Below are 13,159 nucleotides of genomic sequence, written 5' to 3'. Positions count from 1 at the left end.
GCCGTGCGCCTCTCGCGCCGGCTCAGCTCTCCTGCGGCAGCTCCTCCATCAGCGCCGTCTGCATCAGCCGCGCCCGGCGGCGGGCGATGTACTGGGCCCGGCCCGGCGGCAGGTTGAGCGGCTTCGCACTGCCGAACAGGCGGCCCTCCGTGGGCGGGCAGGACAGCAGGACCGCCGGGTTGTTGGCCTCGTCCAGGCGGCGCACCAGCGCGTCGCTGAGACCGCGGCCCGCGCCCATCGCGCTGCGGGCGACGACCACGTGCAGCCCCATCTCGTAGCCGAGCGTCAGATGCTCGAAGAGCGGCTCGAAGGGGTTCTGGAACGAGTTGCCGGAGACCATGTCGTAGTCGTCGATCAGGAGGAAAAGCCGCGGGCCCGTCCACCAGTCGCACTTGCGCATCCGCGCGGGCGCGATGTCCGCGCCGGGCACCCGGGTCTTGAGCGCACGGGCCGCGCCGTCGATGGTCTCCGTGAGGTTGTCCAGGGAGATCACGTGCCCGATGCGGTACTCCTCGGGGATGGCGTCGACCAGGGTGCGGCGGTAGTCGACCGCGATGATCTTCGCCTCGTTCGGGGCGTACCGGCTGGTGATGCCGTCCGTGATGCGGCGCAGCAGGTTCGTCTTGCCGCTTTCGGTGTCACCGACCACGATCAGGTGCGGAGTGCGGCTGAAGTCGTGCCAGACCGGCTCCAGAGCGTCTTGGTCGATGCCCACCGGCAGCCGCATCCCGCCGCCCTCGGTGCTCTCGGGCGCCGGGAGTTCGGCCAGCGGGAGCCGGTGCGGCAGCATCCGGACCTGCGGGGCGCGGGCACCCGTCCAGGCGCGGGAGATCTCGGAGACCAGGTGCGAGACACCGTCGCCGAGGTCCTCAAGGGACCCGCTGCCGTCCAGGCGGGGCAGGCCCGCCAGAAAGTGCATCTTGCTGTCGGCGGTGATGCCTCGGCCGCCGCTGCGCGGCACCGTGCGGGCCTTGCGGGTGTCGATCTCGGAGTCCATCGGGTCACCCATGCGCAGTTCGAGCCGGGTCGCCGACTGGTCGCGGACCTGCGCGGACAGCTCCACCCAGCGGGTGGTGGTGATGATCAGGTGGATGCCGTAGTTCAGTCCGCGGGCGGCGAGTTCATTGAACTTGGGGATCAGCTCGTCGTAGTCCTGGCGGACCGTGGACCAGCCGTCGACCACCATGAACACATCGCCGAACGGCTCGTCGGCGAACTCGCCCGCGGCCCGGCGGCGCCGGTAGGACTGCATGGAGTCCAGGGTGTGGTCCACGAAGAACTGCTCACGCCGGGCGAGCAGGGCCATCACCTCGGAGACGGCGCGCTGCACCCGCTCCGGGTTGAGCCGCGCCGCGACCCCGCCGACGTGCGGCAGACCGGCGAACTGGGAGAGACCGCCGCCACCGAAGTCCAGGCAGTAGAACTGGATCTCGCGGGGCGTGTGGGTCAGCGCGAGCGCGGCGATCAGCGTCCGGGCCAGCGTCGACTTGCCGCTCTGCGAACCGCCCGCGATGGCGACGTGGCCGCCCGCCGCGGACAGGTCCACGACCAGCGGGTCACGACGCTGCTCGAACGGCTTGTCCACCAGACCGACCGGGACCCGCAGCCTGCCGGTGCCGGACCACTTCGCCGCGGTGAGCCCGCGCTCCTCGTCGGGCACGACCCCGCCCAGGAGTTCGTCCAGCGGCGAGGGCGCGCCGAGCGGCGGCAGCCACACCCGGTGCGGATCGGGTCCTGAGCCGCGCAGCCGGTCGAGCGCGACCTCGAGCAGGGTCTCCTCGTCGCCGCTCTCCTCCTCGGCCGGCTCCGGCTCGGGGGCCGCCTCCAGGGTGCGGGGCACCACCCAGCCGCTGGTCCACTGCACCACCTGGCTGGCCACCCGGGCCTGCACGACCGCCCCGGTGCGGCGCCGGTAGGAGCCGGAGGAGTACGCCGCACGGAACCGGATCAGCGACTCCACACCGGACTTGAGGTAGCCACTGCCGGGCTGCGCCGGCAGCTCGTACGCGTCCGGGACGCCCAGCACACCGCGGCTCTCCATGGCGGAGAAGGTGCGCAGACCGATCCGGTAGGAGAGGTGGCTCTCCAACTGGTGCATACGTCCCTCGTCGAGACGCTGCGAGGCGAGCAGCAGATGGACGCCGAGCGAACGGCCGAGGCGGCCGATCATCACGAACAGGTCCATGAACTCGCGGTGAGCGGAGAGCAGTTCACTGAACTCGTCGACCACCACGAACAGGCTGGGCAGCGGCTTCAGATCGGCACCGGCCGCGCGGGCCCGCTCGTACTCCAGGGCGGAGGTGTAGTTGCCCGCGGCGCGCAGCAGTTCCTGGCGGCGGATGAGCTCACCGTGCAGGGCGTCCTGCATCCGCTCCACCAGCGCGGCCTCGTCGGCGAGGTTGGTGATGACGGCCGCGGTGTGGGGCAGTTCGTCCAGACCGAGGAAGGTCGCGCCACCCTTGAAGTCGACCAGGACGAAGTTGAGTGTCTCGGAGGAGTTGGTCAGGGCCAGACCGAGGACGAGGGTGCGCAGGAGTTCACTCTTGCCGGAGCCGGTGGCGCCGATGAGCATGCCGTGCGGTCCCATGCCGCCCTGCGCGGACTCCTTGATGTCGAGTTCCATCGGGCGGCCGTTCTCACCGACCGCGATCGGGACCCGCAGCCGCCCGCTCCCGGAGTGCCGGTCGAACAGGATCTGCGGGTCGTGCCGGTGCAGATCCGGGATGCCGAGCAGGGTGGTCAACTCGACGTCGCTGTCCAGTGGCTGGGATATGTCGCCGCCCAGGCTGATCCGGCGCGGTGTGAGCAGCCGGGCCAGCGCCTCCGCGCCGAGCACGCCGAGCCGGTCCGGTGTGCCGAGCGGCACGGAGCGCTCCTTGCGGCTGCGGTCGGTGCGCACCAGATTGACCCGGCCCTGCCCGACGGTCAGCCGCAGCGTGTTGCGGCCGGGACGCCAGCGCAGTGCGCCCGAGACATCGAGCACCAGCGCGTTGCGGTAACCGTGGCCCTCCCAGCGGTGCCCCTCGGGGACGGAGACACCGTCCAGGACGATGACCGTGTACGGCTCGTCGCGGTCGGGGCGGCCGTCCGGGTCGAAGCCCGGCCGCTCGGCGAACTCGGCGCCCAGCAGGTCGTCCAGCTCGGTGATGTCACCGGTGATCCGGCGGACCTGGCCCGCGCCGTCCTCCTCGTGCGGGTGCAGCACGTGCGGGAGCCACTTGGTCCACTCCCAGTCGGCCCGCCGCTCGTCGCTGACGCACAGCGCGAGCCACAGCTCCTCGGGCGCGTGGAAGACCGCGAGCTGGCCCAGCATGGCCCGCACCAGGTCCCGTACCGCCTCGGTGTCCCGCTCGGAGCCCTGCGTGCCGCCGCGCTCGGCGCTCTCCTCGCCGGCCGCTGCCTCGGGGCGCAGCAACACCCTGGCCGAGGAGCGAAGATACAGCCCGAGCGGCTGGTCGGGGATGGTGGAGTAGGCGCGGATGAAACGGCGCAGCGCGTGCGCGCACAGCGGTTCCAGGTCCTCCACGGGGCGGGTGGAGACCGGTTCCAGGGTCACCGCGAGCTGCTGCTCGCCGACCGCGAGCCGGACCTCGCCGAAGTCCTCGTCGGCCGGACGCCGCTCCCACAGCCGCGAGGTGCGGGCCACCGAACGCAGCGAGGAGGGCTCCGGGTGGCGCCAGGCCAGTGCCCGCTGCTGCTCGACGATGGTGGTACGGACCCGCTTGCGGATCTGCGCCAGGTACCGGAGGTAGTCACGCCGCTCGCCCTTGAGGCGCTGCTTGCGCTCACCGGCGCGGCGCATCAGCTGCCCCAGGAGCATCGCGGCGGCGGCGATCACCATGACACCCATCGCCAGATACATGAAGATGCCGTTGCTGCCGCCGGTCCGCAGGAACATCAGCATCATCGACACCGACATCAGTGCCATCGGCAAATAGGTCCAGATCGCCGATGTGTCGGGCACGGTCTCGGCGAGGACCGGTGGCTCCTGGAGGGTCAATTGCCCGTCTGGCATCTCCGGTCCACGCCTACGGGCCGGCCGGCGAAACAGCACCACACTCAAGGAACAGAACCTCCGGTTTCACTGACTTTCCGGCCCGGACCGAGTACCGGTGCACCGGTTCCGGGAAAGACCGCACCACGCCGATTCTCCGGGTCGCCGCTCACGCGGTGAACACCGGATGAAAACTTCGAGCGCATAACAGGGCAGCCGACTCCCGAGAGCAAGTCCGCACCGGACAAAGAGAGTCCGGTCGGCAGTGCGATCCGGCGGGCACAGGCAGTAGTCTGCATTCACGGAACGCGCCCTGTCCACGCGGGATGAGGCGGTCGCCGGACCGCGGGACTCAATTCCACTGCCCGGACCCGCCGTTCCTCACCGTGCGCGCTTTCCGTACTCTTCGCACATCCCTGTCGGGGAAGTTCCCTCTCGGGAAGTCCTCCGACAAAGCCCCCACGGAAGACGAGAGTTCAGCTGATGACCGACAGCGTGGTGGCCGCCCTGTGCCGCCTGACCGTACGTGCGCCGAGCGTCTCCGTCGATCTGGCCGTGCCCGCCGACGTCCCGGTCGCCGATCTGCTCCCCACGCTGCTGCGCTACGTCGGCGAGGACGCCGAGGAGTCCGGACTCGACCACGCGGGCTGGGTGCTCCAACGACTCGGTGACACCCCGCTCGACGAGGAGACCACCCTCGAACGCGCCGGTCTCGCCGACGGCGACGTGCTCCATCTGCGCCCGCACACCGAGGCACTGCCCGAGGCCCGGCTCGACGACCTGGTGGACGGCATAGCCGACACCGCGGGCCGCCGGCTGCACACCTGGCGCCCCGCGGCCTCCCGCTGGGCCCTGGTGGTCACCGCCCTGGTGACCGTGGCGGCCGCCCTCGTCCTGCTGCTGTGGCCCGGCGTCACCGCCACCGATTCCACCCGCGCCGCCTGCGCCGCGGTGACCGGGCTGCTGGTCCTCGCGGGCGCCGGTTCCGCCAGCCGCGCGGTCGGCGACCGGCTCTCGGCGACGGCCCTCGGCCTGCTGGTCGCCCCCTGCCTGGCCCTGGCCGGCTGGCTGCTGCCCGGCGGCGACCTGACAGGACCGGACGCGGCGCGCGTCGCCGGTGCCCGGCTGCTCGCCGCGGGCGCCGCGGGCGCGGGCGGCGCGGTCCTCGCGCTGGCGGCCACCGCGGTCGGCGCCCCGGCCCTGTTCGCCACCGCCGTCGTCGCGGTGGCCACCGCGATCGCCGGTGCGCTCATGGGCTACACCGGACTGCACGTCCCGGCCGCCGTGGCCGTGGTGGCCACCGTGGTCGCGCTGGGCGCCGGAGCGGTGGCGCCGTTCGCCTTCAAGCTGGCCGGGATGCGGCTGCCCGCCCTGCCCTCGTCGGCCGGTCAGCTCCAGGAGGGCATCGAGCCGTACGCGGGCGACGAGGTCGCCGAGCGCACCGAACTGGCCGGACGCTGGGTCGCCGCCCTGTTCGCCGCCACCGGCACCGTCGTCGCGGCCACCCTGGTCGTCCTCACCGAACACCCCAACCTTCCCGAGGTGCTGACCGCCGCCGCGCTGAGCCTGCTGCTGCTCCTGCACTCCCGCGGCCTGGTGCACATCGGGCAGCGCCTCACCCTGGCCGTCCCCGGCATCTGGGGGCTGCTGCTCCTCGCCCGCAGCTGGGCGGTGGAGGCCGAGGGCACGTCGCGCACCGTGGTCTTCGCGGTGCTGCTGGCCGCGGCCGCCGGGCTCGTGATCGCCGCCTGGACGGTGCCCGGCCGCCGGATGCTGCCCTACTGGGGCCGCGCCGCGGAGATCCTGCACACGCTGCTGGCGGTGGCGGTGCTGCCCCTGACCCTCTGGGTGGCGGGCCTCTTCGGCTGGCTCCGCGGCCTGTTCGGCTGAGCACACCCGTACGCCCGAAACGCCGACCGTAGGCGCGCGGACACGAGAAAGACGTTGAGGAGAGGCCGTGCAGTCCAAACGCGACCAGGTACACGCCCACACCTTCATGATGGGCAGGCTCAGCTCGGGCCTGCTGATGGCCGACCCGGACGCCCCGGAGAGCCCGCTCGGGCGCACCACCCGCGGTGTGGTCTTCGGCGTCCTGGTGACGGTCCTGATCGGCGCCGGGACCACCGTCTACGGGCTGCTGCGCCCCGGCGGCAACGAGAGCTGGCGCGACGGCAAGCACCTCGTGGTCAACCGTGACACCGGCGCCCGCTACCTGTGGACCGACACCGACGACGTGCTGCACCCGGTGCGCAACTACGCCTCGGCGCGCCTGATCGGCGGCTCCGACCTGGCCACGTCGGACGTCCACACGCCCTCCCTCGAAGGCGTCCCGGTGGGCTCCCCGGTCGGCATACCCGGCGCCCCCGACTCCGTGCCGGGGCCCGGCCAACTCGACGCGGACGCGTGGCACATGTGCGTCACCGGGCCCGGCGGGGCACTGGCCAACACGTCCGGAACCGTGTCGAACACCGGCGTGAACGAGCCCGGCGCCACCACCATGGTGGCCGGGGCGCCCCTGGACTCCTCCGACGTCGGCGGCGACCGCGGCGTGCTGGTACGCGGCCCGAACGGAACCGAGTACCTGGTCTGGCGCGGCAGCCGGCTGCCACTGGACCGCGCGTCCGACGCCCGCAACGCCCTCGGCTACGGCTCCCAGAAGCCGATGCCGGTCTCGGCGGCCTTCCTGGACGCGCTGGCCTCCGGGCCCACTCTGAAGCCGCCCGCGGCCCCGGGGCGCGGCGAACAGGGCCCCGTCATCGGCGGCGAGGCCAGCCGCGTCGGCCAGGTCTTCCAGGTCAGCGTGCCCGGCGGCGACAGCACGTACCACCTGCTGCGCAAGGACGGCCTGGTGCCGCTGACCCGGCTCGACGCCGCCCTCGTCCTCGGCGATCCGGCCACCCAGAAGGACGCCTACCAGGGGAAGTCGCCCGAGGCCCGCACGGTCGGCGCGGACGCGCTGCGCGAGCACCGGGCCAAGAACGCCGGTTCGGCCGGTTCTGCGGAGCTGCCGGACGCGCCGCCCGCCCCGCAGACCACACCGCGCGGCAAGGCGCTGTGCGCCCGGGCCGACGGCGGCGACGGCGGCGTCCGGATCAGGTCGGTCCTGGTCCCGCTGACCTCGCTGTCCCCGGTCGCGGTGCCCGCCGGCACCGCCGACCCGCTCGAGGACGCCTGTGTCCCCACCGACGCCACCGTGGTGCGGCCCGGCCGCGGCGCCCTGGTCAGGGCGCTGCACGCGAGCGGCGCCGCACACGCCGGGACGACGTACCTGGTGGCCGAGAACGGGGTGAAGTACCGCGTGTCCAACGAGGAGTCGTTGGCGGCCCTGGGCTTCGGCACCGGTGACATCGACTCGGTCCCGGCCCCACTGCTCGCCTCCCTGCCGACCGGCGCCGACCTCGACCCGGACGCCGCGACCGGCGCCGTTGAGGCCAAGGTCACAGCGCCGGCCTGTGCCAAGGGGGAGGAAACGGGGCAGCGGGGAGAGAGCGACGCACAGGACAAGAACGGAAAGACGGGCACAGTGCGCACTGTGGGCACAGCAGACACCGCGCACTGAGCGCGGCAAGCAGAACATAAGGTGGCGAAGAAAGAGAAAAGGGCGGCCCGGGGATACATTTCGGCCGAACTGGGTGCCGGTGACACCGAGTCGGTGTGCCGGCGCGGTATCCGGTCGCGGCGGCGAACCTCAGACAAAGCTCAGAAATATGTCCTCGGCTGGATCCGCTAAAGCCGCTGACGCGTCTTCAGGGGTGGATCCGATCCGTCCCGATGCCCGTTCGGCAGTCGCGTGCGCCCGTTTTCCGCCCGCGTCGCGTGCGTCGGTGAACGGTTCATGTCCGGCTGCCCGAATCCATGCCCGGCGAGTGTTCATCGTGCTGAAACCTGTGCTCAACTCCCGTGCCACACAGGAATTCTGGCGGGGCTTCGGATGCTCAAATCTTTCCGGCTCGCGTTGCGCGGAACCGCAGGTTCTCTTTAGCCTCAGCGGACAGCGTGCGACGAGACTCGCTTGAGCGAAGGGAACGCGACATGGCGGACAGCGCCGCGAGGAAAGCGGAATATGCCAAGGGTCTGGGAGGTGTCTCCTCCCTGGAGAGCGCCCGGGACCAGGTCGAGAAAATTCAGAACAACGTCGGTGAGATCGCGGCGCGTTCTGGTGTCGGCGGCGACGAGGGCCAGGCCCTGCTGAAGCTCTTCCGCAGCTGGAACGGCGAGGCGCAGAAGGTCGTCGTCCAGATCAGCAAGATGGTCGACGCCCTCCAGGAGAACGTGACCTCCGCCAACCGTCTGGCGCAGGAGAACCAGGACCTGACCGAGGTCCTCAACAGCAAGACCAGCCAGGGCGTCTTCGAAGCACTGCGCTGAACCACCCTGCGGTACGAGCCCCTTGACCGCGGGCTCGTGAGCTTTCCGGGCCACGGCGCCCGGCCACCGAAGAGGAGACGTCATGGCCGACGGCATTATCGATGTTCAGTACCCCAAGGTCCGGCAGGCGATCGAGGAGCTGGGCGAGCAGACCCAGCACATCATCACCGTCCTGAACAACCTGGAGGACGAGCTCAAGCCGCTCATCGCCTCCTGGGAGGGTTCGGACCAGGAGATGTACCGCGGGGTCCAGGCGGAGTGGGACCAGGCCACCAAGAACATGGCCCAGCTCCTCGGCGACAACGGCGAGTTGATCCAGAGCATCCACGACAACCACTCGCGTGACGAGCGCAAGAGCGCCGACAACTGGGGCAGCGTGCGAGCCCGTTAGGTCTTTCCGGGCCCCGGCGCTGCGGCCGGGGCCCCTGCTCGGGGCGCCCGTCGGGCCACCCCCACCCCCGTCAGGCAGCAAGCGGCAGGAGGCGCCCCATGGCCGACGACAAGGCCGACGTCACGCATTTCGACCTCAAGCAGATGGAGAGTTTCCGGGACCACGAGGTGCAGCCGGTCTACACCAAGGCGAAGAAGCACCGCGAGGACGGCGACGGGAGCAGCGTCCGCCCGCTCGGCGAGCTCATCGACGGACACACCACCGCGGACAACCTCTCCCAGGACCAGCAGCTCCTGCGCCTCGGCAAGATGAACAAGGAGCCCCTGGTCTCGGGCCCGACGCTGATCGAGGGCATCACCACCGCGGCCACGGCCGTCGACAAGCTGCTCGGTGACCAGATGGACCTGTTCAAGGAGCTGAAGGAAGCGCTCACGGACACCATCGACGAGGCCGAGAAGACCAAGGACAAGAACCTCGACGCGATCGACGCGCAGACGCTGCTGCAGAAGTTCGAGGAGGTCGACACCCTGACCTCCGGCAGCTCCGGATCGGACGACGAGACCACCTGAGCGGAACCTCAGCCGGCCGCCCCCCCCTCACGCATGAGGACCCGGTGGGCCGGTTCGCACGACTACTGACCAGAAGGGGCGCCCGGTGGCGGACCGGTACGACAAAGACTCACGGGACAACATCGGCGAGTTCAAGGACGCCAAGGACCCGCAGAGTGACATCTGGGCGAACCTGGTCACTCACATCACGGGCTACCCGGTGCCGGACCGCTCCACCGTCTTCGACACGCTCCGCTCCGACCACGGCGGCAAACTCTTCCGGATGGACATCCAGGAGCACAGCCTCAGCAACGCGGTCAAGGACTCCGGGTTCCTGCAGAACAGCGGCGAAGACTACGACATCTACTTCTTCGACAGCGGCAAGAAGACGGTGATCAAGCAGGCCCGCATCGTCTTCGAGGGCCGCGTCAAGTCGGGCGACGAGATCCACTTCGCCGACCCCGGCAGCGACAACTACGAGGACGCCTCGGTCAGTTCGGGCAACGAGTTCACCGACTACAACAAAGACAAGATGAGCACCGTCGCGCTCGCCCGGTACATGAACGGGCCGCGCGAGGCGCTCATGAAGCTGCTGGCCGGAGGAACCGGGGACGCCCGGTTCAGCAACCTGGGGGTGGCCGAGGACGCCGCGGTCGACCTCAGCTCCTTCGACCGCACCGGCGAATCCTTCGACTACGCCGCCAAGTTCTTCCGCGAGACCAAGGAAGTGCTGGAGGACTGGGAGAAGCGGTTCGGCGGCGACGGAGCGAGCTGGAAGGGCGAGGCGGCGGAGGTCTTCCGCAACCTGCTGAAGAAGGTCCGCGAGAACTACGAGAACTACATCGAGACCTTCGACGAGACGGCAGGCGACGGGGACGGGGCCGGCAAGGGCGGCACCGTGTACTCGCGGGCCCTCTCGCTGGGCCGCACGTACCTGGAGAACTCCGCGAAGGAGTTGCTCCAGGCGTGGAGCAAGTGGGCCAACTCCCCGTACTACGACCCGCTTCAGGTGCTGCGCTACGTCCTGGACGACCTGGCGATGTGGGTGGACGAGCACAACGTCGCCCAGACGGACATCCAGACGACGTACAGCGCGTACTCCTCCAGCACCTACCACTCCCCGAAGGACGGCTTCACCCAGAACCACCCGGAGTACGGCGACCTCACGAACATCGAGAACTGGTCCAAGGTCGGCGACAAGGCCGTCAAGCTCTGGAACCAGGGCATCGACCAGTACCTCGGCGACCCCGCCCGTACGGTGCAGTCGAATCTGAACAACCACTTCCTCGACCTCTCCAAGGACTTCTCGGGCAACGTGCCGAAGCCCAAGTCGACCAGCACGGCGTCGGACGACTACGAGAAGCAGCAGGCGCAGGAGGAGAAGGAGCGGATCGAGGAGGAGAACGAGAAGAACCGCAAGGAGCAGGAGGACCTCCGCAACGAGCAGGACAAGCAGCGTGAGGAGGACAAGGCCTACCAGGAGAAGTTGCGCAAGGAGCAGGAGGAACAGCGCAACGAGGACAAGGCCTACCAGGACGAGCTGCGCAAGGAGCAGGAAGAGCAGCGCAAAGAGGAAAAGGCGTACCAGGAAGAGCTGCGCGAGGAGCAGCGCAAGCAGCAGGAAGAGGCCCAGCGAGAGGCCGACGAGCAGGCCAAGAACCTGCAGAACAGCCTGGGCGACATCAACGGCGGGGGCGGCGGCGACCAGAGCCTCGACAAGCTCGACGACTACCTGAAGCAGAACGGCCCGACGACCGAGAACCTGGGCAACATCGACGGGTTGAACGGCAACGGCCAGAACAACCCCGTCACCGAGAGCCTCGGCAACTTCGACGGACTGAACGGCAACGGCGACCAGCAGCAGGGCAACGGCGACCCGCAGGGACTCGGGAACAACCCCGCCGCGCCGATCACGCAGAGCCTGGGCAACCTCGGCAGCCTCAACGGGGGCGGCGGGAACGCGCTCAAGACACCGACCGGCGGCAACACCCGCCTCGACGGCAACAAGCTGAACACCGACTTCGACGACGGCAGCAAGACCTCGTTCGACCCCGGCACCGGTGAGGTCACCACCACCAACCCGGACGGCTCGACCACCACCACGGATCTGGGCAACGGCAAGGAACTGCTCAACCCGGACGGGTCGAGGACCACGCTCGGCGACGACGGCAAGCTGACCACCACGTTCCCCGACGGCACCACCCAGACCGTCGACCCCAACACCGGGCAGAGCCTCACCACCAACCCGGACGGTTCCACGCACACGGACAACCTGGGCAGCCTTCAGGGCCTGAACAACAACAACGACGCGACCAACGCGCTGAACGAACAGCTCGGCAACAGCACCCTGGACACCCCGACCGGCGGGCACACCCAACTGACGGGCAACGGCGACCTGTCGACCGACTTCCCGGACGGCAGCGAGTCCTCGTTCAACCCGGACGACAGCACGCTCACCACGACCAACCCGGACGGTTCGACCAACACCGTCGACCTCGGCGACGGCCGCTCGGTGACCAACCCGGACGGCTCGGTCACCTCCCTCGGCGACGACGGCAAGCTGAACACCACGTTCCCCGACGGCAGCAGCCAGAGCGTCGACCCGTCCAACGGACAGGCCACCACCACGGACCCGAACGGTCACACCACGACCAGCAACCTCGGGAACCTGGGCAACCTGAACGGCAACAACAACCCGAACGACCTGAACAACCTGAACAACCTGAACGACCTCGGGAACATCGACTCGAACATCCCGACCACGTCGGACCTCGGCAACTTCGGCGACCTCAACAGCGGCAACAGCCTGGACACCCCGACCGGCGGCCACACCGGGATGGACGGCGACGACTTCGCCACCACATTCGCCGACGGCGGGCACTCCTCGTTCGACCCCGACACCGGCTCGCTGACCGTGACCAACCCGGACGGCACCACCACGACCACCGACCTCACCCACGGTGCGTCGGTGCACAACCCGGACGGTTCCACCACCACGCTCGACAACGGGCAGCTGACCACCAAGTACCCGGACGGCAGCACCCAGACCATCGACCCGGACACGGGCCTCGCCACTACCACCGACGCGCAGGGCCACACCGAGAAGGTCAACCTGCACGACCTGAACAGCGGCGGCAACACCACCTCGGACCCGCTGAAGGACCTGAAGGACCTGAACCTGACCGGCGGCGACAACCCGAGCACCCAACACGTCCCGACCTCGGACCTGAATCTCGGCGGAGGCGGGGCGAACGGCGGCGGGTCGAACGGCAGCACCCAGTCCCTCGGCTCGGCCCCGGGACTCAACGGGAACGGCTCCAACTCCTTGGGCGACCTGGGTGGCGGCAACGCCGCGCCGCTCTCGGACAGCCCCGCGAGCAACTCCTCGCTGAACAACGGGGGAGGCGGCGCGCAGCAGCCCGGCGCCCCGGGCGCCCCCGGTACGCCGGGCACTCCCGGTATGCCGATGGGCGGCGCCGGAGGCATGGGTGCGGGCGGCGCCGACAAGGGCAACGGCGAGCGCGTGCGTGCCGTCCTCGTCGACGCGGCCGAGGAGAGCGAGCGGCGCAACCGCCGGCGACGCAACCCGTGGAACCGCCAGGAGGACAGCGACACCTTCCTCTCACCGGCCTCCCGCGTCGCGACCACCACCAGCGGCGGCGGCCACGACGGCGCCGACCAGGACGCGGAGACCACGGGCCGAAGGACCACCAGCTCCGCCGACTACCTGGAGGAGGACGCCGACGTGTGGGGCACCGACGAGGGCGGCGCTCCCGCCGTCATCGGGCGGTGAGCGGTGGCGTGCCCCGGCCCGGCCGGTCGTGGAGACGAACACCACCCGACCCCGGCTTCCGCAGC

The 13,159-nt window shown here is 70.1% G+C and carries 7 protein-coding genes; 6 read left to right on the top strand and 1 reads right to left on the bottom strand.

Annotation, left to right across the window (positions count from 1 at the left end; all coding sequences use genetic code 11):
* Positions 1-22: 22 nt before the first annotated feature.
* On the bottom strand, positions 23-4,015 hold the full coding sequence (eccCa, locus tag ACY34M_RS31085) for a type VII secretion protein EccCa (protein WP_462721816.1): 3,993 nt from the start codon (positions 4,013-4,015) through the stop codon (positions 23-25).
* A gap of 462 nt (positions 4,016-4,477) precedes the next feature.
* On the opposite strand from eccCa, the gene eccD reads away from it, so the two are divergent.
* The 6 genes from eccD (at position 4,478) to ACY34M_RS31055 (ending at position 13,094) form a co-directional block, all read left to right on the top strand.
* Entirely contained in the window at positions 4,478-5,884 is a 1,407-nt protein-coding gene (gene eccD / locus ACY34M_RS31080) for a type VII secretion integral membrane protein EccD (RefSeq protein WP_462721817.1), read from the top strand.
* Between the two features lie 67 nt (positions 5,885-5,951).
* Positions 5,952-7,553, top strand: a complete 1,602-nt coding sequence (gene eccB, locus ACY34M_RS31075) for a type VII secretion protein EccB (RefSeq protein ID WP_462721818.1) — start codon at positions 5,952-5,954, stop codon at positions 7,551-7,553.
* A 473-nt stretch (positions 7,554-8,026) separates the two neighbouring features.
* The gene (locus tag ACY34M_RS31070; RefSeq protein WP_462721819.1) at positions 8,027-8,362 is read left to right on the top strand and encodes a hypothetical protein; all 336 of its coding nucleotides are present in this window, start codon (positions 8,027-8,029) and stop codon (positions 8,360-8,362) included.
* A gap of 82 nt (positions 8,363-8,444) precedes the next feature.
* Positions 8,445-8,753, top strand: coding sequence for a WXG100 family type VII secretion target (locus ACY34M_RS31065; protein ID WP_462721820.1), 309 nt, complete (start codon positions 8,445-8,447; stop codon positions 8,751-8,753).
* Between the two features lie 98 nt (positions 8,754-8,851).
* The gene (locus ACY34M_RS31060) at positions 8,852-9,322 is read left to right on the top strand and encodes a type VII secretion system-associated protein (RefSeq protein ID WP_462721821.1); all 471 of its coding nucleotides are present in this window, start codon (positions 8,852-8,854) and stop codon (positions 9,320-9,322) included.
* Positions 9,323-9,407: 85 nt separating this feature from the next.
* Positions 9,408-13,094: an AAWKG family protein gene (locus ACY34M_RS31055; RefSeq protein ID WP_462721822.1), complete on the top strand. Its 3,687-nt coding sequence runs from the start codon at positions 9,408-9,410 to the stop codon at positions 13,092-13,094.
* The last annotated feature ends 65 nt before the right edge of the window (positions 13,095-13,159 follow it).

Source organism: Streptomyces sp. EDA2-14, from assembly GCF_054963755.1.
The sequence above is the reverse complement of the archived record's forward strand: the minus strand, read 5'-3'. Positions and strand labels throughout refer to the sequence as shown.

Coding starts and splice junctions, on each gene's coding strand:
- eccCa (WP_462721816.1), bottom strand. CDS start 4,015: ATGCCAGACGGGCAATTGACCCTCCAGGAGCCACCGGTCCTCGCCGAG.
- eccD (WP_462721817.1), top strand. CDS start 4,478: ATGACCGACAGCGTGGTGGCCGCCCTGTGCCGCCTGACCGTACGTGCG.
- ACY34M_RS31070 (WP_462721819.1), top strand. CDS start 8,027: ATGGCGGACAGCGCCGCGAGGAAAGCGGAATATGCCAAGGGTCTGGGA.
- ACY34M_RS31065 (WP_462721820.1), top strand. CDS start 8,445: ATGGCCGACGGCATTATCGATGTTCAGTACCCCAAGGTCCGGCAGGCG.
- ACY34M_RS31060 (WP_462721821.1), top strand. CDS start 8,852: ATGGCCGACGACAAGGCCGACGTCACGCATTTCGACCTCAAGCAGATG.